Annotated in this window: 22 protein-coding genes; 14 read left to right on the top strand and 8 right to left on the bottom strand. The window is 60.5% G+C overall.

Annotation, left to right across the window (positions count from 1 at the left end):
• Positions 1–16 precede the first annotated feature (16 nt).
• The 6 genes from mltG to J3A65_RS06790 form a co-directional block, all read right to left on the bottom strand.
• On the bottom strand, positions 17–1,255 hold the full coding sequence (gene mltG, locus J3A65_RS06815; RefSeq protein ID WP_209900476.1) for an endolytic transglycosylase MltG: 1,239 nt from the start codon (positions 1,253–1,255) through the stop codon (positions 17–19).
• A gap of 135 nt (positions 1,256–1,390) precedes the next feature.
• Positions 1,391–2,653 carry a beta-ketoacyl-ACP synthase II gene (gene fabF / locus J3A65_RS06810; protein WP_062453337.1) on the bottom strand — a complete coding sequence of 421 codons (1,263 nt, stop codon included), beginning with the start codon at positions 2,651–2,653 and terminating at the stop codon, positions 1,391–1,393.
• Positions 2,654–2,771: 118 nt separating this feature from the next.
• On the bottom strand, positions 2,772–3,008 hold the full coding sequence (locus J3A65_RS06805) for an acyl carrier protein (protein WP_006727438.1): 237 nt from the start codon (positions 3,006–3,008) through the stop codon (positions 2,772–2,774).
• A gap of 283 nt (positions 3,009–3,291) precedes the next feature.
• Entirely contained in the window at positions 3,292–4,029 is a 738-nt protein-coding gene (gene fabG, locus J3A65_RS06800; RefSeq protein ID WP_062453338.1) for a 3-oxoacyl-[acyl-carrier-protein] reductase, read from the bottom strand.
• Positions 4,030–4,045: 16 nt separating this feature from the next.
• Positions 4,046–5,005, bottom strand: a complete 960-nt coding sequence (gene fabD / locus J3A65_RS06795) for an ACP S-malonyltransferase (RefSeq protein WP_113111094.1) — start codon at positions 5,003–5,005, stop codon at positions 4,046–4,048.
• Positions 5,006–5,113: 108 nt separating this feature from the next.
• Complete coding sequence (locus J3A65_RS06790) at positions 5,114–6,415, bottom strand: Nramp family divalent metal transporter (RefSeq protein ID WP_184654863.1); 1,302 nt, start codon at positions 6,413–6,415, stop codon at positions 5,114–5,116.
• A 212-nt stretch (positions 6,416–6,627) separates the two neighbouring features.
• On the opposite strand from J3A65_RS06790, the gene J3A65_RS06785 reads away from it, so the two are divergent.
• Both J3A65_RS06785 and J3A65_RS06780 read left to right on the top strand, forming a co-directional pair.
• Positions 6,628–7,671: an aldo/keto reductase gene (locus tag J3A65_RS06785; RefSeq protein WP_209900474.1), complete on the top strand. Its 1,044-nt coding sequence runs from the start codon at positions 6,628–6,630 to the stop codon at positions 7,669–7,671.
• Between the two features lie 85 nt (positions 7,672–7,756).
• Positions 7,757–8,011, top strand: a complete 255-nt coding sequence (locus J3A65_RS06780; RefSeq protein ID WP_209900472.1) for a hypothetical protein — start codon at positions 7,757–7,759, stop codon at positions 8,009–8,011.
• 77 nt (positions 8,012–8,088) lie between these two features.
• On the opposite strand, the gene J3A65_RS06775 is transcribed toward J3A65_RS06780, so the two are convergent.
• Entirely contained in the window at positions 8,089–9,591 is a 1,503-nt protein-coding gene (locus J3A65_RS06775) for a Dyp-type peroxidase domain-containing protein (protein ID WP_209900470.1), read from the bottom strand.
• A 361-nt stretch (positions 9,592–9,952) separates the two neighbouring features.
• On the opposite strand from J3A65_RS06775, the gene rpsF reads away from it, so the two are divergent.
• From rpsF to J3A65_RS06750, 5 genes are all read left to right on the top strand, one after another.
• A complete protein-coding gene (gene rpsF, locus J3A65_RS06770) occupies positions 9,953–10,420 on the top strand; it encodes a 30S ribosomal protein S6 (RefSeq protein WP_062453344.1) in 468 nt (155 codons plus the stop codon).
• Positions 10,421–10,443: 23 nt separating this feature from the next.
• Positions 10,444–10,692, top strand: a complete 249-nt coding sequence (gene rpsR / locus J3A65_RS06765) for a 30S ribosomal protein S18 (RefSeq protein ID WP_062453345.1) — start codon at positions 10,444–10,446, stop codon at positions 10,690–10,692.
• Between the two features lie 164 nt (positions 10,693–10,856).
• On the top strand, positions 10,857–11,834 hold the full coding sequence (locus J3A65_RS06760; protein ID WP_113167335.1) for a DUF2232 domain-containing protein: 978 nt from the start codon (positions 10,857–10,859) through the stop codon (positions 11,832–11,834).
• Positions 11,835–11,854: 20 nt separating this feature from the next.
• The gene (gene rplI, locus J3A65_RS06755) at positions 11,855–12,433 is read left to right on the top strand and encodes a 50S ribosomal protein L9 (protein WP_062579849.1); all 579 of its coding nucleotides are present in this window, start codon (positions 11,855–11,857) and stop codon (positions 12,431–12,433) included.
• Positions 12,434–12,700: 267 nt separating this feature from the next.
• Positions 12,701–14,203 carry a replicative DNA helicase gene (locus J3A65_RS06750; RefSeq protein WP_062579847.1) on the top strand — a complete coding sequence of 501 codons (1,503 nt, stop codon included), beginning with the start codon at positions 12,701–12,703 and terminating at the stop codon, positions 14,201–14,203.
• Positions 14,204–14,296: 93 nt separating this feature from the next.
• On the opposite strand, the gene J3A65_RS06745 is transcribed toward J3A65_RS06750, so the two are convergent.
• A complete protein-coding gene (locus J3A65_RS06745) occupies positions 14,297–14,671 on the bottom strand; it encodes a tudor domain-containing protein (protein WP_209900468.1) in 375 nt (124 codons plus the stop codon).
• Between the two features lie 255 nt (positions 14,672–14,926).
• Here J3A65_RS06745 and alr point away from each other — a divergent pair, with 255 nt between their 5' ends.
• The 7 genes from alr (at position 14,927) to J3A65_RS06710 (ending at position 21,334) form a co-directional block, all read left to right on the top strand.
• Entirely contained in the window at positions 14,927–16,093 is a 1,167-nt protein-coding gene (alr, locus tag J3A65_RS06740) for an alanine racemase (protein ID WP_209900466.1), read from the top strand.
• Positions 16,094–16,170: 77 nt separating this feature from the next.
• Complete coding sequence (locus J3A65_RS06735; protein ID WP_062579841.1) at positions 16,171–16,428, top strand: type II toxin-antitoxin system ParD family antitoxin; 258 nt, start codon at positions 16,171–16,173, stop codon at positions 16,426–16,428.
• Complete coding sequence (locus J3A65_RS06730; RefSeq protein WP_348635226.1) at positions 16,410–16,721, top strand: type II toxin-antitoxin system RelE/ParE family toxin; 312 nt, start codon at positions 16,410–16,412, stop codon at positions 16,719–16,721. Before J3A65_RS06735 ends, J3A65_RS06730 begins: the two co-directional genes overlap by 19 nt.
• A gap of 4 nt (positions 16,722–16,725) precedes the next feature.
• Complete coding sequence (gene radA, locus J3A65_RS06725; protein ID WP_062453352.1) at positions 16,726–18,129, top strand: DNA repair protein RadA; 1,404 nt, start codon at positions 16,726–16,728, stop codon at positions 18,127–18,129.
• Positions 18,130–18,283: 154 nt separating this feature from the next.
• Positions 18,284–18,871, top strand: coding sequence for a CvpA family protein (locus J3A65_RS06720; protein ID WP_062453353.1), 588 nt, complete (start codon positions 18,284–18,286; stop codon positions 18,869–18,871).
• A gap of 135 nt (positions 18,872–19,006) precedes the next feature.
• Positions 19,007–20,509, top strand: a complete 1,503-nt coding sequence (gene purF, locus J3A65_RS06715; protein WP_209900464.1) for an amidophosphoribosyltransferase — start codon at positions 19,007–19,009, stop codon at positions 20,507–20,509.
• Positions 20,510–20,593: 84 nt separating this feature from the next.
• Entirely contained in the window at positions 20,594–21,334 is a 741-nt protein-coding gene (locus tag J3A65_RS06710) for an SDR family NAD(P)-dependent oxidoreductase (protein ID WP_209900462.1), read from the top strand.

The raw sequence follows: 21,334 nt of genomic DNA, 5'->3' as shown, positions 1-21,334 counted from the left end.
CCCCAGAGGCAAGGCGTCAGTTGCTTTTCGGTGGCTTTTCGGCGTCGTCGCCATCCGGCTGGCCATCGACCACTTCTTCACCGCGGGCTGCCGCATTGCCGGTTGACCGTTCGGCCTCGATCCGGCGCCAGCGACGTACGTTGGCATTGTGCTCTTCCAGTGTGGCTGCAAACACGTGCCCGCCGGTACCGTCGGCCACGAAATAGAGGTCGTTGGTGCGCCACGGATTGGCAACCGCCTCGAGTGCGGCACGGCCGGGATTGGCGATCGGCGTCGGCGGCAGGCCCTTGATCTGATAGGTATTGTAGGGCGTCTGCTTGGTGAGGTCGGACTTGTAGATCGGCCGATCGGACGGTTTTCCCTCGCCGCCGAATATGCCGTAGACGATGGTCGGGTCGGACTGCAGGCGCATGCCCTTGTTCAGGCGGTTGATGAAGACCGAGGCGACATGGGCGCGCTCGTCGTCCTTGCCGGTTTCCTTCTCGACGATCGAGGCAAGCACCACGAACTCTGCCTTGGTCTTGATCGGCAGGTCTGGGTCACGCTTTTCCCAGATCTGGTCGATCGTCTTTTGCTGGGCGGCATGCATCTGCGAGATAATTTCCGTCCTCTTGGTTCCGCGCGAGAACTTGTAGGTATCGGGCCGCAGGCTGCCTTCGGCGGGAAGCTCCGCCGGCAAGTCGCCTTCCAGCACCGCATCCTCGTTGAGACGCAGCATCATCTGGCGCACGGTCAGGCCTTCGGGGAAGACGACGGAATAGAGGATGGACTTGCCGGAGATCAGCGTCTCCATCACGTCCTTCATCGAGGCCTTCGCCTTGATGTCGTATTCGCCGGCTTTCAGCGTTTCGCCGCCGCGCAGATAGGTCGCGGTCACATAGCGGAACACGCGCGCGTCGGACACGACGCCGTTGCGTTCGAGATTGTTGGCGATTTCGGCCAGGCCGTTGCCGGGACGGACCATGAAGTGGGAGTTCGTCTCCAGCGGGCCCGGATCCTGAAACGTCCGGATCATGTAATACAGGCCGCCGATCACCACGATGCAGACGAGCACGACCATGGTCATGACGAAGTTCAGGAAGATCACCAGCTGGCTGCGCGCCTTCTTGGAGCGACGCGGCGGTTCCGGCACCCGTTCGGGCTTCAGGGCCTCGTTCGGCGATTTCGGAATGATCGGACCTCGGTTTCCACCGGTGCCATTGCCGCCATGGCCGTTTCCACTGCCATAACCCGGCTGATCATTCGATGAATTCATGTCGCTCAACCGTTTCCCCTCGACTCTGGACTTTCAACCGGCTGTTTGGCCAAGCAATACGGCAAAAAGCAGGTTCGGAAAATGATATCGGCCGGACTGTCGAAGTCCAGCCGAGAAGCGAAGGCCGAATGCGCGTCAGGCTTCGTAGCGCTTGAGCACCAGAGACGCGTTGGTACCGCCGAAACCGAAGGAGTTCGACAGCGCCACGTTGATTTCGCGCTTGCGCGCGGTATGCGGAACAAGATCGATCACAGTGTCGACATCAGGGTTGTCGAGGTTGAGCGTCGGCGGCGCGATATTGTCACGGATCGCCAGTGCGGAGAAGATGGCTTCGACAGCGCCGGCTGCACCGAGAAGGTGACCGATCGCGGATTTCGTCGACGACATGGAGACCTTGGAGGCCGCATCGCCAACCAGGCGTTCGACAGCACCGAGTTCGATCGTGTCGGCCATGGTCGATGTGCCATGCGCGTTGATGTAGTCGATGTCGGATGCGCCAAGACCAGCGCGCTTCAGGGCCGACGTCATGCAACGGAAAGCACCATCGCCGTCTTCGGAAGGAGCCGTGATGTGGAAGGCATCGCCGGACATGCCGTAACCGACGACTTCGGCGTAAATCTTGGCACCGCGCGCCTTGGCGTGTTCGAGCTCTTCCAGCACGACGATACCGGCGCCCTCGCCCATCACGAAACCGTCACGGTCGCGGTCGTAGGGGCGCGAGGCGCTTTGCGGGTCGTCGTTGCGAAGGGTCGACAGCGCCTTGCAGGCAGCAAAGCCCGCCAGCGCGATCCGGCAGATGGGCGATTCGGCACCACCGGCCACCATGACCTCCGCGTCGCCCAGCATGATCAGCCGGGCGGCATCGCCAATCGCGTGTGCGCCGGTGGAACAGGCAGTGACGACCGAATGGTTCGGGCCGCGCAGCTTGTGCTTGATTGAGACCTGTCCGGAGACAAGGTTTATCAGGCGGCCGGGAATAAAGAACGGCGAGATGCGGCGCGGGCCTTTGTCTCGCAAAGTGTAGCCAGCCTCGACGATACCCTCGAGACCACCGATGCCGGAGCCGATCAGGACGCCGGTCTCGATCTGGTCCTGGTCGGTCTGCGGGTGCCAGCCGGCGTCGGCCAGCGCCATGTCGGCGGCGGCAACACCATAAAGAATAAATGGATCGATCTTGCGCTGTTCTTTCGGCTCCATCCAGTTGTCGGCATTGAATGTGCCGTTGGAACCGTCGCCGACCGGAATGCGGCAGGCGATTTTGGCCGGAAGATCTTCGACTTCAAATTCGGTCACGACCCGGGCGGCGTTGTCGCCGGCCAGCAGACGTTGCCAGCTGACTTCCGTTCCGCATCCCAGAGGAGATACCATGCCGGTACCGGTGATAACGACACGCCTCATCGCCAGTGCCCCACCCTGTAGTAGTATTGTCAGTTAGTTGCTGAAACGGCCCGAACAAGCGGGCCGTCATGAGAGATCGCGGCCTCGCAACGAGGCGCGCGTCCCGAATATGGTTCGATCAGGCCTGAGCCTTTTCGATGAACTTTACAGCGTCGCCGACCGTCAGGATCGAGTCAGCTGCATCGTCCGGAATTTCCACGCCGAATTCTTCTTCGAACGCCATGACCAGTTCGACCGTATCGAGCGAGTCCGCGCCGAGGTCGTCGATGAAGCTAGCGCCTTCGACAACCTTTTCGGCGTCGACGCCGAGATGATCAACAACAATTTTCTTAACGCGTTCTGCGATATCGCTCATGTCGGTTTCCTCGACCTTTTGTCTTCTCGAATGCCTGAATGGCATCCGTATCCTGTTAATACCTGCCGCCGGCACTTCATGGTGCCGATGCGGGCAAACCCCTTCGCCCCTCTTCAGGTTCCAGTCACATGCTCACGCATTATGACGCCCTGAATTTCGGGGTGACTTCGTGTAGTCAAGGCCCGCTTAACACGGTTTCCGTGCTACGCAAAGCCAGAATCTGTTCCGCCGCACAGCCGCCAACAGCCGATTTTACTCGGATTTGCTGCGCCCGTGCCCCGGATCAGATCATCGCCATACCGCCATTGATATGCAAGGTCTGTCCAGTCACATATCCCGCTTCATTCGAAGCGAGGTAAAGAACAGCGGCGGCAATGTCGGATCCGGCGCCCATCCGCTTCATCGGAATGGCACCCATGATGGCGTCTTTCTGCTTGTCGTTCAGCTTGCCGGTCATGGCGCTCTCGATGAAGCCTGGCGCGACGCAGTTGACCGTCACGTTGCGCGTGGCGATTTCCTGCGCCAGCGACTTCGAGAAGCCGATCATGCCGGCCTTGGAGGCGCAATAGTTGGCCTGGCCCGGATTGCCGGTGACGCCGACGATCGAGGTGATGTTGATAATGCGGCCGAAGCGACGGCGCATCATCGGATGGGTCAGCTCGCGGGTCAGGCGGAACACGGAGGTCAGGTTGACTTCAAGGACTGCGTCCCAGTCCTCGTCGCTCATGCGCACGAACAGTCCGTCCTTGGTGATGCCCGCATTGTTGACGAGAATGTCAACGCCGCCGAGTTCCGCTTCCGCCTTTTCACCGAGCGCCTTGACCGCGGCGCGGTCGGAAAGATTGGCCGGAAAGATGTGGACGCGATCGCCGAGTTCGGCAGCGAGTGCTTCCAGCTTCTCGACGCGAGTGCCGTGCAGGCCGACGGTTGCGCCCTGCGCATGCAGCATGCGGGCGATTTCTTCGCCGAGGCCGCCGGTGGCGCCGGTGACGAGGGCCTTGCGGCCGGTCAGGTCAAACATGTTGAATTCCTTCTCTTCAGCCGAGGATGGCAGCCAGCGCCGCGTCAATATCGGCCGGGGTGTTGAGGGCTATGCCAGAGATATTCTTGTCGATGCGGCGGGCAAGACCCGTGAGCACCTTGCCGGAACCAATTTCGTAGAGCGTCGTCACGCCATTGGCGCCGAACCACTCGACGGTTTCGCGCCAGCGCACCTGTCCGGTCACCTGCGCCACCAGCAACGTCGCGATTTCGTTCGCGTCGGTGACCGGCGTTGCGCGCACATTGGCGATGACAGGCACGACCGGATCGTTTTTCTGGACGGTGTCCAGCGCATGGCGCATGGCGTCGGCCGCCGGCGCCATCAGGTCGCTGTGGAAGGGTGCAGAGACCGGCAGCATGATCGCGCGCTTGGCGCCTTTTTCGGTCGCCAGAGCCGCTGCTTTCTCGACAGCAGCCTTCGAGCCGGAAATCACCAGCTGGCCGCCGCCATTGTCGTTGGCGATCTGACACACGCCTTCCGACTTCGCCTCCAAGCAGATCGCTTCGACATCGGCGTGGTCGAGGCCGATGATCGCAGCCATCGCGCCCTGACCGACCGGAACGGCGGACTGCATCGCGTCACCGCGAATGCGCAACAGCCGTGCTGTGTCTGCGAGAGAGAACGTGCCGGCCGCACAAAGAGCCGAATATTCGCCGAGCGAATGGCCGGCGACGAAACCGACCTTTTCGGCGAGAACGAGGCCACGGGCTTCGAGAACGCGCATCGTCGCGATGGAAACGGCCATGAGGGCCGGCTGCGCGTTGGCGGTCAGCGTCAACGTTTCTTCCGGCCCGTTCCACATTGTTTCGGACAGTTTCTGGCCGAGCGCCTCGTCGACTTCATCGAACACGGCACGGGCTTCGGGAAAGGCGTCGGCCAGTTCCTTGCCCATGCCGACGGCCTGGCTTCCCTGACCCGGGAATGTGAATGCGATACTGCTCGCCGGACTACTCATAAGGTCGTTTCCTTTCCCTATTTTTGCCCTTTCCATTCACATTCCCGCCTTGCAAGTCAAGGGTTTCGGGCATTTACCCCGATTTTGGCCGGTGCTTACCCCCTGTTATCAGCCCGAAATCAGGCTGATCACTTCGTTGACGCAAAGAACAACGAACAGCAGCGCTGCGGCGCCGAGCAGGCCATTCGACAGCCAGCCATTGCGCCATTCCTTCGGGACGCGGGCTGAGTTCAGCAGCCAGATCAACGTGACCGCCAGGAACGGCATGAAGAAGGCTCCGAGCGCGCCATAGATGATGACGAGCGTGAACGGGCGACCGAACCACAACAGCGTCATCGGCGGAATCGTCAGCCAGAACAGGTAGAACTTGAAGGCCGGCGTCTTTTCCAGCCCCTGCCGCGAGCCACTGGTTTCGCCACGCACGGTGCGGACGAAATCCGCAAACAGCAGCGACACGCCATGCCAGACGCCGAGGATGGAGGAGATCGTGGTGGCAAAGAAACCGACCAGGAAGGCCTTTGCGACAAACGGACCGAACCGTTCCTGGAGCACCGCATCGAGATCGAGCAGCCCGCGGTCACCGGTCGAGAGCGCGATCTGCGCGGTGTAGAGAAGCTCGGCACCGACGATCAGCATGGCGATCACGAAAATGCCGGTCATGATGTAGGCAACACGGTTGTCGAGACGCATGACGCCCATCCAGGACGGTGTGCGCCATCCCTTGGCATTCACCCAGTAGCCGTAGGAGGCCATGGTGATGGTACCGCCGACGCCACCGATCAGGCCGAGCGTGTAGATGGCCGAGCCCTCGGGAATGGTCGGGATCAGACCGGTCAGCGCATTGCCGACATCAGGCACAACAAGAATCGCGATACCGACGACGATGGTGAACATGATGGCGATGAAGACCTTCATCACGGTTTCGAAGACTTCGTAGTTGTTGAAGGCAACGAAGGCCGCGCAGACCAGGCCGGATATCATGGCCCAGGCCCAGAGCGGCAGGAACGGGAAGAGAGCCGCCAGCGGCAGTGCCGTCGCGCTCATGGCGGTAGCGCCGTACACGAAGCCCCAGATCATGATGTAGATGCCAAAGTACCAGCTCGTCCATTTGCCGAGCGACCGCCAGCCGTCGAGCATGGTCGAACCGGTAGCGAGGTGATAGCGGGCCGATCCCTCGGCAAGCGCAATCTTGACGATACAGCCAATGACCGCTGCCCAGAGTAGCGCATAGCCGAAACGCGAGCCGGCAATCAGCGTGGCGATCAGATCGCCTGCGCCGACGCCGGTAACGGCAACCACGATACCGGGACCGATCAGTTTCCATCGACCCGTCTTCGGCGGTTCGCCGGCGTCAGGAAACCCCTTGTCGTCGTATTGTGTCGTCTTATGCTGCGTCGCGTTATCGACCATTCAAAATGCCCTCCAAAAATTTGTTCTGCGCCAGACGCAAATCCGGCCGCAAAATTGCCGTATCGGGAACAAGTTGGAAAAAATTCTCTCCCGTCCAGCAAACTCTTGATAAATTTTACGCTACCGACGCACGAAACCGGCACCGATCTGCTCTTGCACTGCGTCAAATCCGATCTAAAGTCCGGCCACTTTTTCAGACGGGATCTATCTTTATGAAATACAATAAACTGGGCCGCACCGACCTCTCCGTTTCGGAGATCTGCCTGGGCACGATGACCTGGGGAACGCAGAATTCCCTGGCCGAAGCCCATGAACAGATGGACTATGCCTTCGACAACGGCATCAACTTCTTTGATACGGCCGAACTCTACCCGACGACGCCTCCGGGTGCCGAAACCTACGGTGACACGGAAACGATCATCGGCACCTGGCTGCAAAAGAGCGGCAAGAGACAGGACCTGATCCTCGCCTCCAAGATCGCCGGCAGCGGTCGCTCCTACATTCGCGACGGCCGCCCGATTACCCGCGAGACGATTCGGGAAGCACTCGATGCCAGCCTCTTGCGCCTGAAGACGGATTACCTCGACCTCTACCAGATCCACTGGCCGAACCGCGGCACGTTCCACTTCCGCAATTCCTGGAAGTTCGATGCGTCGAAACAGGATCGCGAACAGGCACGCACGAGTTTTCTGGAAAAACTCGAAACGCTCGGCGAACTGGTGAAGGAGGGCAAGATCCGCGCGATCGGGCTTTCCAACGAAAGCACCTGGGGCACGATGCGCTATCTCGATGTGGCGGAGGAGAAGGGCCTGCCCCGCGTCGCGACGCTGCAGAACGAATACAATCTTCTCTACCGCCAGTTCGATCTGGATCTTGCAGAAATGTCCCATCACGAGGATGTCGGCCTGCTCGCCTATTCGCCGCTCGCAGCCGGGCTGCTTTCCGGCAAATATCAGGGCGGCGCACGACCTGAAGGCTCGCGCGGCTCGATCAACGAGGATCTCGGCGGTCGTCTTCAGCCGCGGCAGGAGCCGGCGGTCAAGGCCTATCTCGACATCGCCAAGAAGCACGACCTCGACCCGTCGCAGATGGCGCTCGCCTTCTGCCTGACGCGTCCGTTCATGGCCTCCGTCATCATCGGGGCTACGACGATGGACCAGTTGACAACCAACATCGCCGCTGCCGACGTGACGCTGTCGGATGAGGTTCTGAGAGAGATTGCCGCGGTCTATCGCGACTATCCGATGCCGATCTGAGGTCGCGACAGATTGCGGATGACCGGCTGAAACACGCTGTCGTCATCCGCAAACTTGCGCTATTTCTTCCGGCGGAGGACAAGCCATGATCGACATTCCAAGGCCCGGAAGCCCGTTCCACGAGGCCTATCTGGTGGCCGCCGCGCAATGCGGTCAGCTGCCGATTACCGAGATATCCGACACGAACGAGAACTGCATCGTCAGCTCGATCGCCTGGATCGCCATGCGCGACCAGGTCAGGGCGGACCGGACCTTCGTGACGGAAGCTGGATTTCCGCTCGCCGCCCTCCTCGCCGTGATTGCCGTGGTCAGATACCGGAAAAGCCGGGCGGCGCGGTAGGTCAGCATAAAGGTGGCCGGAACGATAAGTCCCGGCCGCCGGATATATCTCTGTCGCCGCTCAATCGCTCGGCTATTTTACGACAACTCAGCCGGCGGGTTTGCGATCAAGGATGGTGCCGACTGAAGGAAGCTGATCGATGGAGCGAAGAAGTACTCGCCGCCCATCAAGGTCACCGTCTGCACGAAATCCATCACGCCGACCTTTTGTGGCTGGCTATGGCCATCGATCCATTCCTTTTCGGACGGATCGCCACTGTTTGCGACGTGGCTGATGATGAAATCGACACCTTTCTTCGCCGGAACCGCCGGCTGGAATGGAAACGACGTATTGTTCGCCCAGGCACTCTGGGTGAACTCGAACTGCTGATTGACGTCGGCCATGTAAGCCATGAAAATAAGACCGACTCCCTTGTCTGGCTCATCTGAAAAATCGGGTGCCCGATCGCCATAGGTTATGCCTCGGCGCGCCATGATATGCGAGCGCTCGAATTCGTCGCCCGGCGTGCGCGGATTGGTCTTCCTGACATGCGCTCGAACGGGACATTTCAGCCCGACCGGGTCGAGTGTGTAGTCGAAGTCATTGGTTGGCGCGCCCGCCACTGGACCGCTCTGCAGTGCCGGTGTTCCGTCCTCGAAGCGACCGACAACCATCGCACCCGCGCGGTCCTGATCGGGGTTCTGTGGATCCACCGACTGCGCAAGCAGACGTTCCCTCTGCTTGGACAGCTTCACGTTCTGCTCGAGCTTGCGGTAGACGAAATAGCTGCCGCATGAAAATGTCGTGGGATTGCCCGGATCCGAGACGACGAACTGCGACGCCTTGAACTCCTCGTTCCATTTGCCACGAGGTTTGGGCACTCCACTGTTGTCGAGGAAATCTTCAGTCAGAAACAGTGGCTGGCTGATACCATCGACATAACCGAAATGCTCGATGCCTTCGCCTCGAACATCGCCGCCCGCCTGCTTGCGCCTCTGTGCCAGGCCGATGTCCGAACCCAGAACCGTTGCGCCGTGCTTTGCGAAAACCTTCTGCAACGCGCTGTAGGAATTGCCCACAAGTGAGGCCTGTTCGTCTGCAATCAGAACCATGGCGTCGGGGTCGTCCTTGGCGCTGTCCCAAGCCTCACCCTTTTCCCAGTGCTCCTTTTCCGGATCATTGATCGGCGGACCGTTAAACGGAAGCGGTACCGCCGGCAGCCGGCCGCGGATCCGCATCCCGGCACGGAAGGCCTTATCGGCGGGAATCTTGGCGTCGGGCAAACCAAGCGCTCGGTAGCCGTTCGCGCTGAGAAAGACGCTGAGAACGGTTCCACCGCTCAGGCTTGTTGCCTTGAATGCTTCTGCCTCGCGCAGTTGCGTCAGCGCGGATGTCGTCACGAACGAAAGATCCCGCAGCAGGCCGGCGACCGCATCAGACTTCATGCCAGCGAAACTGAGAAAGACATTCTTGGTATGGTCTCTGCCGTGCCCCTTCAGGATATTGGCCTGCAGGTCCGACAAAAGCGAAAGAAGATCCGCATCCGACGTCCAATTTTTCCAGGTGATGGTAGTATTCAAAATAGTATCGAGCTTAGCCATGCCTCCTGCTCCTCTTGGCAAAGGGTCGAATTGACCCGAACCCAAATTACAACCCAAGGTGACATGAAGTCCATTTAACTATTTTTGCGAGCGTCGAACCCCTCCCCCTTGCCTTATCGTCAAAAATCCGTATAAGCCGCCTTGTTCGAAACACCCGGTCTTCTGGCTGGTGGCTGAACGGAGGGTAGGTCGCGTGAGCGGCCGTAGGAACGAAAAGCGTTCCGGCCTCCCGTGTCTCCGCTCTCGACCGTCTCGATACAACAGCTTTTCTTGCCTGGGCTTGCCCCATTCCAAGAGCAGTCGTTGAGGCTTAGCCGCCGAACCCGGGTGACAAAACAACCGCAAGAAAGGCAAAGCTTACATGGCTCTTTATGAACACGTATTCCTTGCTCGACAGGATATGTCCGCACAGCAGGTTGATGCCCTCGTAGAACAGTACAAGGGTGTCCTCGAAGCAAATGGCGGCAAGGTCGGGCGCGTAGAAAACTGGGGCCTCAAGTCCCTCACATACCGCATCAAGAAGAACCGCAAGGCGCATTACGCCCTTATGGACATCGACGCACCGGCAGCTGCCGTGCACGAGATGGAACGCCAGATGCGCATCAACGAAGACGTTCTTCGCTACATGACGCTTGCCGTCGAGAAGCACGAAGAAGGTGCGTCTGCAATGATGCAGAAGCGCGATCGTGACGACCGTCCGCGCCGTGATGGCGACGACCGTGGTCCTCGCCGCGACTTCGGCGATCGTGGCCCGCGCCGCGATTTCGGCGATCGTCCCCCGCGTGAAGGTGGTTTCGAGCGCGCACCGCGCCCGCCACGTGACGCTTAATCGGTTCGAAGGAGAAAACACCAATGGCTGACTCATCCTCCTCCGCGGCACGCCGTCCGTTCCACCGCCGTCGCAAGACCTGCCCGTTCTCGGGCGCGAATGCACCGCGGATCGACTACAAGGACGTTCGTCTTCTGCAGCGCTACATTTCCGAGCGCGGCAAGATCGTACCTTCGCGTATCACGGCCGTTTCCCAGAAGAAGCAGCGCGAACTGGCCCAGGCCATCAAGCGCGCCCGCTTCCTCGGCCTGCTGCCTTACGTTCTTTCGTAATCTGATATCGGACCTGCCGGCTGTCAAAGCCGGCAGGTCCATCTCCCCTTCCGCGTTGGGCGCGGATCGGCAAAACCAAAACCCCATGTTGGGGATCAAGGCCATTGCGACATCCGTCCCGGCCTATCCCCTAACTGCTTGATGTGGCAGGACAGCGAGACAAAGTGACGAACAAGTTCCAGACAGTGCTGCCGACCGGTATCCTTGCCGGTGTTATCGCCACCGTGCTTGTCATGGGTGCGAGCGCACAGTCGTCGTTTGCCTCCATTCTCTATGCAGCTTCCGCTCTTCCCATCCTGATTGCCGGCCTCGGCTGGGGCAATCGTGCCGCCATCGTCGGTGTTGTTACCGCCGGAGTGCTCGGCGCACTTCTCGTGTCGCCGATGTTTGCGCTGGCCATGGCAGTGTTCACGCTGATCCCCGCCGGCTGGTTGTCGCATCTTGCCAATCTCGCCCGTCCCGCCTCCGAACTCGGCGGCCCGGACAATCTGATGGCCTGGTACCCGATCTCCGACATTCTGCTGCACCTCTGCGGCCTTGTCACGATTGCCGTCATCGCGCTCGGCTTTGCGATCGGCTATGGCCCGGAACTGATCGACCAGATGGTCGATGCGATGACGACAGCGCTGCAGGCGCAGGAGCCCACCCTCGCCCCCGATGTCGCGAGCCTTTCCCAGACCAAGTCGCTGCTGGTGCTGATGCTGCCGATGTTCCAGGGCGGCATCTGGGTGACGCTGCTGTTTGCGGCCTTCTATATCGCAGTACGCGTCGTGTCGCGATCCGGCCGTGCGGTTCGCCCGCGCGAGGACATGCCGTCGGCGCTGCGCATGAACCGCAATGCCATCTTCATCTTTCTCGCCGGCACCGTGATGACTTTCTTCGGCGGCGCTCCGGCGATGATCGGCGCGGTCGTCTGCGGCACATTCGGCGCCGGCTTTCTCATGGCGGGCTATGCCTCACTTCACTTTCGCACCCGCGACAAGGACTGGCGCCTGCCGGTTCTCGTCCTCTGCTACCTGTCGTCGATGCTTATCCTGCCGGCGATCGCCATTGTCGTGCTGGGTCTTTCCGACACACGCCGCACCATTGCCCTGACGCCTGCAAAATCTGCAGACGGCAGAGACGAACCACCTAAGAATTGAAACTTGAAAGGAACCACAACATGCAAGTCATTCTGCTTGAACGCGTGGCCAAGCTTGGCCAGATGGGCGAAACGGTAAAGGTCAAGGACGGCTTTGCCCGTAACTTCCTTTTGCCGCAGGGCAAGGCGCTGCGCGCCAACGAAGCCAACAAGAAGCGCTTCGAATCCGAGCGTGCAACGCTTGAAGCCCGTAACCTGGAGCGCAAGGGCGAAGCCCAGACCGTTGCCGACGCGCTTGACGGCAAGACCTTCGTGATCGTTCGCTCCGCTGGCGAAACCGGCCAGCTCTACGGTTCGGTCGCTGCCCGCGACATCCTCGAGGCACTGGCTGCCGAAGGCTTCAACGTCGGCCGCAACCAAGTCGATCTCAACACCCCGATCAAGGCAATCGGCCTGCACAAGGTCGTTCTGCACCTGCATTCGGAAGTCGAAACCGAAATCGCCGTCAACGTTGCCCGTTCCGCTGAAGAAGCCGAGCGCCAGGCCAAGGGCGAAAGCCTCACCTCGGCTGACGCCATCTACGGCGTCGACGAAGACGCGCTTCGTCCGGAAGACTTCTTCGATCCGGACGCAGACGGCAACGCTGAAGACGACGAATAAGCCGTCATCGTCTAACCAGTTCGAGAAACGCCCGGGTCATCAGCCCGGGCGTTTTTTTGTCTTCTTGGGGCTATACTGATGCGACCAGTGACTGAGTCGCAGCGAAACACAGTCAACCGGATTCATCGTTTCACTGCGTTCTTTCTGGCACCGGCAAAATGGCGCTGTGGATAGCTGTGGAAAAGCCGCTGGGGCAAAAGGCCGGTTTCAGCACGGCGCATTTACCAGTAGAACCGGCAACTTCGACGGACAGGACGGACAGAGATCATGAACGAAGTCGCGCGCAACATCGCATCGCTGAGCAACAAGGATGCAGCGCCGCACTACCGTGAGGCTCCCAACAACATCGAAGCCGAGCAGGCGCTGCTGGGTGCGATCCTCGTCAACAACGACGCCTATTACCGCGTTTCGGACTTTCTGAAGCCCACCCATCTCTACGAGCCGCTGCACCGCAAGATCTTCGAAGTGGCGGGCGACATCATCCGCATGGGCAAGACCGCCAACCCGGTCACCATCAAGAATTTCGTGCCCGCGGACGAGAAGGTCGGCGACATGACGGTGGCGCAGTATCTCGCCCGTCTCGCTGCCGAAGCCGTGTCGATCATCAATGCCGAGGACTACGGCCGGGCGATCTACGATCTGGCACTGCGCCGGGCGCTGATCACCATCGGCGAGGACGTCGTCAACATCGCCTATGACGCGCCACTTGACATGCCGCCGCAGAGCCAGATCGAAGATACCGAGCGTCGCCTGTTCGAGCTTGCCGAAAACGGCCGCTACGACGGTGGCTTCCAGTCGTTCAACGACGCGGTGGCGCTGGCGATCGACATGGCCGGCCAGGCCTTCGAGCGCGACGGCCATCTGTCCGGTATTTCCACCGGCATCATGTCGCTCGACGGCAAGATGGGCGGGTTGCAGCGGTCTGACTTAATCGTGCTTGCCGGTCGTCCGGGCATGGGCAAGACCTCGCTTGCCACCAACATCGCCTACAATATCGCAGCATCTTACGAGCCGGAGGTGCAGCCGGACGGATCGATGAAAGCCAAGAATGGTGGCGTCGTCGGTTTCTATTCGCTCGAAATGTCGTCCGAACAGCTGGCCACCCGTATCATCTCCGAACAGACCGAAGTGTCCTCGTCAAAAATCCGCCGCGGCGACATTACCGAGGCCGATTTCGAAAAGCTCGTCGCCTGCTCACAGATGATGCAGAAAGTGCCGCTGTTCATCGACCAGACCGGTGGTATCTCGATTGCGCAGCTGTCTGCCCGCGCCCGCCGTCTCAAGCGCCAGCGCGGCCTCGACTGCCTCGTGGTCGACTATATCCAGCTGATGACGGGGTCGGGCAAATCCGGCGAGAACCGCGTGCAGGAAATCACCCAGATCACCACGGGCCTCAAGGCGCTCGGCAAGGAACTCAACGTGCCGATCATCGCGCTCTCCCAGCTTTCGCGCCAGGTGGAAAGCCGCGAAGACAAGCGCCCGCAGCTTTCCGACCTTCGCGAATCAGGCTCGATCGAGCAGGACGCCGACGTGGTTCTCTTCGTGTTCCGCGAAGAGTATTACGTGAAGAACTCAGAGCCGCGCGATATGGCCGATCCGAAATACCCGGAATGGGAACAGCTGATGGACAAGGTGAAGGGGACGGCCGACGTCATTATCGCCAAGCAGCGCCACGGACCAACCGGCACCGTCAAGCTCGCCTTCCAGGCGGAATTCACACGGTTTGCAGATCTGGCCGAACCAAGCTTCACGCAATACGAAGAGCATTGATGAGCTCATTGCGGCACAAGTCTCTGTGATAAGATGGTCAATGCCCGCCGCCGCAAAGCGGCCGGCATCGACCAGTCGAGGGTCGCTGATCGACTACTGGGTCCGGCAGCGTCCGGTCCGGGTGTTTTCCTTGTCGCCGTCATCATAGGCGATTCCGATTTTCTCGCCTGCCAGCGCGGTGATCTTGCCCGGGTACCAGTCGCCGGCGCCCTTGTAGTTGCATTCGACCTTCATGCCGATCATCCAGTCGTACGGACGCACCGCGCTCGAAGCCACCGTTTCCCGGTCACCGTCATCGTAGCGGATGGTGACGCTGCCGCCGCCGATCTTTTCGATGACACCCGGAAACCAGTAACCAGCGCCCTTATAGTTGCCGAGAACCCAGTCGCCCTTCGTCTGCGCCAAGGCTGCAGACGCGCCGGAAGCAAGAAAGCTTGCTGTCAATATGATTGAAAGTACATTTTTCACATTAGTCTCCCGAAATATATTTCTGCCCTCTCCCTGCCCAATGACGCGGGGAAATTCAATTAATTGAACAGTAAATCTGATACACAATACAATCTGAACACTGAATTAATACGTTGTAGATGTGTCTGTTTTTATCGGATTGCTTGTAATGTTTGAAAAAAGCGTGCAGCGCGCAAAATCTCGCCCGTACGTCTTTTTCCGGCCGTGGAAACGGGTAAGGATTGGCGTCGATCCGATCCATTCTGCTGAGCGCTCATGACAGATTTCGACGACGACGCCCTGCCTTTAGACGAATTCGATATCGCCCCTGCCCGGCTGACCATCGATCTCGTAGCGCTTGCCGACAACTGGCGGGAGATGGCTGATCTCTCCGGCAATGCCTCGACTGCGGCCGTGGTCAAGGCGGATGCCTATGGGCTGGGTCTCGAGGATTGCGGTACGGCGCTTTACGAGGCCGGCGCGCGCGATTTTTTCGTGGCCGTGGTTCAGGAAGGTGTGACGCTTCGAACCTATGCGCCCGATGCCCGCATCTATGTCCTGTCAGGCGTCTGGCCCGGTCAGGAAGCGACGTTCTACGAACACGGGCTGGTTCCGGTCCTCGTCTCCGAAGAGCAGCTTAGCTTCTGGATGGCGGTGACCGCAGAACACGGCGATCATCCTTGCGCGCTGCATATCGATACCGGCTTCAACCGGCTCGGCATTCCGCTCGAGGACGCGCTCGCTTTTGCCGACGACGTGTCGCGGCCTGCGAGTTTCTCGCCCGTCCTCGTGCTGTCGCATCTGCACAGCGCCGATACGCCCTCCTCGTCCTTCAACCGCCAGCAGCTTGAATCATTCCAGAAGGTTGCGGCGGCTTATGAAGGCATTCCTGCAAGTCTTGCGGCGTCTTCCGGTATCATGCTCGGCTCCGAATACCATTTCGACCTCACGCGCCCAGGAATTGCCGTCTATGGCGGCGAGGCTGTCGGTGGCGTCAGCAATCCGATGCGGCCGGTCGCCAAGGCCGAGGCGCGCATCATCCAGATCCGCAGCGCCAAGACCGGCGAAACCGTCAGCTATGGCGGCACACACCGCCTGACCCGCAACAGCCGGCTGGCGATCGTCGCGGCGGGCTATGCGGATGGCTACAAGCGGTCGCTGTCCGGCTCCGGCGTTCCGATCCGCGACAGCATTCACGAAGGCGGTTTGGGCTTCATCGCCGGCCACCGCGTGCCGGTCGTCGGCCGCGTCACCATGGACCTGACGATCTTCGACATTACCGATGTGCCGGAACGCGATATCCGCACTGGCGACTATATCGAGCTGTTCGGTCCCAACATGCCGCTCGACGACGTCGCGCGCGCGGCCGGCACGATCGGCTACGAACTCCTCACCAGCCTTGGCCTGCGATACGAGCGGCGGTATCTTTACGCCGACGAGTGAGAGCGGAAGCGCATGCGGAGATCCCCCTCTTTCGCGGGCGATATCTTCGTGCTAAATGAGAACAAAAGGAGATCGAAATGACCGAGATCCATCTCAATGACGAGGCTCTGGCGTTTATCGAAGAGCAGGTGAAGACGGGCGCTTATGAAAGCGCTGAGGATGTCGTCGCGGCGGGACTAAGCCGTCTTGGAAGCGAAGACGAGCTCTTGAGGACGATGATCGCCGAGGCGGATGCCCAGCTGGAGAGAGGCGAGTTCGTGCGTTTCGACGATGCCGACACACACGCGGATTCGATCATCGAACGGGGGATGCGCATATTGAACCGAAAGAGCTGATTTACTCCCCGCTGGCCGATCAGGATCTCCTCGACATATTCCTGTACATCGCCGTCGACGATCCGGTCGCGGCCGGCCACTTCGTCCGAGATCTTACTCGAAAGGCTGCGTGGATTGCCTTCACCGGTTTTCCAGGTTCGCCGCGCGATAATCTCTCACCCGGTCTCAAAGCACTCCCATACCGCAAGCGCTGTATCTACTTCCGCCGAACGGAAACGGCTGTCCGCATCGTCCGGGTCCTGCACGGCCATCAAAACCTTCATCCCGACCTCTTCAAGACTGACGAAAACTGATCTTATGGCAAAACCTAAAACTCAATTCGTGTGCCAGAACTGCGGCACGGTGCACAGCCGCTGGGCTGGCAAGTGCGAAGGCTGCGGCGAATGGAATACGATCGTCGAGGAAGATCCGATGGGCGGCATCGGCTCCGGGCCTGGCAAGGTGCCGAAAAAGGGCCGCGCCGTGACGCTGACGGCCCTTTCCGGTGAAACCGAGGAAGCACCGCGTATCCATACCGGCATTTCCGAACTCGACCGTGCCACCGGCGGCGGGTTCGTGCGCGGGTCAGCGGTGCTGATCGGCGGCGATCCGGGCATCGGCAAGTCGACGCTTCTGATGCAGGCGGCGGCCGCCCTTTCGCGTCGTGGTCATCGCATCATCTATGTGTCGGGCGAAGAAGCCGTCGCCCAGGTTCGCCTTCGGGCCCAGCGGCTGGGTGCTGCCGATACGGAAGTGCTTCTGGCGGCCGAAACCAATGTCGAGGACATTCTCGCCACGGTGTCGGAAGGCAAGCGGCCGGATCTCGTGATCATCGATTCGATCCAGACGCTGTGGAGCGATACCGCCGATTCGGCGCCGGGCACCGTCACCCAGGTGCGCACCGGCGTGCAGGCGATGATCCGCTTTGCCAAGCAGACGGGTGCCGCCATGGTGCTGGTCGGCCATGTCACGAAGGAAGGCCAGATCGCCGGTCCGCGCGTGGTCGAGCACATGGTCGATGCGGTGCTTTATTTCGAGGGCGACCGGGGCCATCATTACCGCATCCTGCGCACGGTAAAAAACCGCTTCGGCCCGACCGACGAGATCGGCGTGTTCGAAATGTCCGACAAGGGTCTGCGCGAGGTCACCAACCCATCGGAACTGTTTCTCGGCGAACGCAATGCCAAATCTCCGGGGGCTGCGGTCTTTGCCGGTATGGAAGGCACACGGCCGGTCCTGGTCGAGGTTCAGGCGCTGGTGGCGGCAACCTCGCTCGGCACGCCGCGCCGCGCGGTGGTCGGCTGGGACTCGTCGCGTCTCGCGATGATCCTTGCGGTTCTCGAAGCCCATTGCGGCGTGCGTCTCGGACAGCACGACGTCTATTTGAACGTTGCCGGCGGCTACCGCATTTCGGAGCCGGCCGCTGATATGGCGATTGCCTCCGCGCTCGTTTCTTCGCTTGCCGGCATCGCTCTTCCGGCCGACCATGTGTTCTTCGGAGAGATCAGTCTTTCCGGCGCGGTGCGTCCCGTCTCGCAGACGGCGCAGCGCCTGAAGGAAGCGGAAAAGCTCGGCTTTTCCGGTGCCATGCTGCCCGCCACATCCGCCGAGCTGCCGAAGGGTTCCAGCGCCCGCTGGACGATGATCGAGGACCTGCCGGATTTGGTGTCGCGCATCGCCGGTTCGGTCAAAAAACTGGGGAAGCAGGAGGAAGATGATTGATCTTCCGTTAACGCCACGGCTGATGTAAGACACGCGCTCGACGCTCTGGATCAGGCTGGAAACTCCGCCCTCATCTAGGCACGAAAACGGCTGGCCCACATTGGCTTCACCAAGACGGCAGGCATGCAACGGCAGGTTCTGGAGTAGAGTTTACATGCCCATCACCATCTTTGACGGTATTGTCATCGGCGTCACCCTGTTTTCGGCCGTGCTTGCCATGGTTCGCGGTTTCTCCCGCGAAGTCCTGTCGATCGCAAGCTGGGCCGGCGCCATTGCCGCCGCCTACTATCTCTACCCGCTGCTTGTCCCTTACGCGGAAAAGTACACATCCGATCACCGCATCGCCATTGCCGGTTCGGCGGGCGTCATCTTCCTCGTGGCGCTGATCATCATCTCCTTCATCACATCCAGAATTGCCGACTTCATCATCGACAGCCGCATCGGTGCGCTCGACCGCACGCTCGGCTTCCTGTTCGGAGCTGCCCGCGGCATCCTGCTTCTCGTCGTGGCCGTTGCCTTCTGGAACTGGCTGGTCGCTGAAAGTGCCCAGCCGACCTGGGTCACCAACGCCAAGTCGAAGCCGTTCCTCGATACGCTGGTCGGTCGCCTCGAAGCCGTGCTGCCCGCCGATATCGAGCCGCAGATCCGCGCCCGTATCCTCGGCAAGGAAGAAGCGCCGGCCGATGGCGCTGTTGGTACGGACCAGACGCCGGCCGAAGACGCACCGGTTACAAATAATTGACGCTGTGTTGCGCTTGATGCAGCGCACACCATCACCATTTGTGGTAACATTCGAAATCTGATGATAGACGGGCTGGTCTCCGGGGGAAATCTCCCCCGGCCAGCCTTTCCATTTTTCCTGAAAGGGTACGGCCAGATGCAGCAGCCGGGATCGCAAACATTCGATGTCAACCGCTCCAACGTATGGGACGAAGACACCCTTCATGAAGAATGCGGCGTCTTTGGCGTCCTCGGCCACCCGGATGCGGCAACGCTGACGGCGCTCGGCCTGCATGCCCTGCAGCATCGCGGTCAGGAAGCCGCCGGTATCGTCTCGTTCGACGGTTTGCGCTTCCATTCGGAGCGCCGGATGGGCCTGGTCGGCGATCACTATACGGACCCGGTCACGCTCGCGAAGCTTCCCGGCAATATCTCGATCGGCCACAACCGCTATTCGACGACCGGCGAAGTCGCTCTTCGCAACGTCCAGCCGCTGTTTGCGGAACTTGAAGTCGGGGGTATCGCGATTGCCCACAACGGCAATTTCACCAACGGTCTCACGCTGCGCCGGCAATTGATCGCCGGCGGCGCCATCTGTCAGTCGACATCCGATACGGAAGTCGTCCTTCACCTCATCGCGCGCTCGCGCTACTCCTCCACCGCAGACCGCTTCATCGATGCCATCAGGCAGATGGAAGGCGGTTATTCGATGCTTGCCATCACCCGCACCAAGCTGATCGCGGCGCGTGATCCGACCGGTATCCGTCCCCTCGTTATGGGCGAACTCGACGGCAAGCCTGTGTTTGCCTCTGAAACCTGCGCGCTCGACATTATCGGTGCCAAGTTCATCCGCGACGTCGAAAACGGCGAAGTGATCATCTGCGAGATCCAGTCAGACGGCTCGATCTCGATCGATGCCCGCAAGGCGGGCAATGGCCAGCCGGAACGGCTCTGCCTGTTCGAATACGTCTATTTCGCTCGTCCCGATTCCGTTGTCGGCGGCCGCTCGGTCTATGTGGCGCGCAAGAACATGGGCATCAACCTCGCCAAGGAAGCGCCTGTCGAAGCTGATGTCGTCGTGCCGGTTCCCGATGGCGGCACGCCGGCAGCTCTGGGGTACGCCCAGGAGAGCGGCATTCCGTTCGAATACGGCATCATCCGCAACCATTATGTCGGTCGCACCTTCATCGAGCCCACTCAGCAGATCCGCGCTTTCGGTGTGAAGCTGAAGCATTCGGCCAACCGGGCGATGATCGAGGGCAAGCGCGTCGTGCTGGTCGACGATTCGGTCGTGCGCGGCACCACATCGCTGAAGATCGTCCAGATGATCCGCGATGCCGGCGCCAAGGAAGTTCACCTGCGCGTCGCAAGCCCGATGATCTACTATCCCGATTTCTACGGCATCGACACGCCGGACCGGGAAAAGCTGCTGGCCAACCAGTACGACAGCCTCGAAGCGATGTGCAAATATATCGGCGCGGACTCGCTCGAATTCCTGTCGATCAACGGGCTTTACCGCGCTGTCGGCGGCGAAGACCGCAACGAGGCACGGCCGCAGTTCACCGACCATTATTTCACCGGCGACTACCCGACGCGTCTACTCGACAAGGACGGTGAAGCGGTCGGCCGCAAGGTCTCGCTTCTGGCCAGTAACGGCTGAATGGTTTTCAATCGATCATGAACGTTTTAGAAGGCTGCGGGAACGCGGCCTTCTTTTTTGGTGGCGACTGGCAGGGATGGAACAATGACGATCGACTTGAAGGGTAGGATTGCGCTGGTGACCGGCGCCTCGCGCGGTATCGGTTACTTTACGGCACTGGAACTGGCAAAGGCCGGCGCGCATGTGATCGCCACCGCACGCACCGTCGGCGGGCTGGAAGAGCTGGATGACGCGATCAAGGCCGTCGGTGGTTCGGCAACGCTCGTACCGTTTGATCTGACCGACATGGAGGCGATCGACCGCCTAGGTGCCTCGATCTTCGAACGCTGGGGCAAGCTCGACATCCTGGTCGCCAATGCCGGCATCCTTGGTACAATTTCGCCGCTCGGGCATATCGAGGCGAAAGTGTTCGAAAAGGTGATGCTGACCAATGTCACCTCGATGTGGCGGCTGATCCGCTCCGTCGAGCCGCTGCTGGTGCGCTCCGATGCGGGTCGCGCCCTGCTCTTCTCGTCAGGCGCTGCCGCCAAGGCGCCGGCCTTCTGGGGTGCCTACGCGATCTCGAAATCGGCTGTGGAAACCATGGGCCGCATCTGGGCTGCGGAAAACACCCACACGACGCTCAAGGTCAACATGGTCAACCCGGGCGCCACGAGGACCGCGATGCGGGCGCAGGCCGTGCCTGGCGAAGATCCGGAAACGCTGCCGCACCCTTCAGAGGTGGCGCAGAAGATCCTCTTCCTCGCCTCGCCAGAGCTTACCGACAGCGGCCGCATGTTCGTGGTGCGCGAAAACCGGTTCGTCGATTTCAGAATGCCGGAATAA

Origin of the sequence: Rhizobium sp. PvP014 (assembly GCF_017876855.1) — a bacterium.
In the GTDB taxonomy this organism is placed as follows: Bacteria; Pseudomonadota; Alphaproteobacteria; order Rhizobiales; family Rhizobiaceae; genus Neorhizobium; species Neorhizobium soli.
The sequence above is the reverse complement of the archived record's forward strand: the minus strand, read 5'-3'. Positions and strand labels throughout refer to the sequence as shown.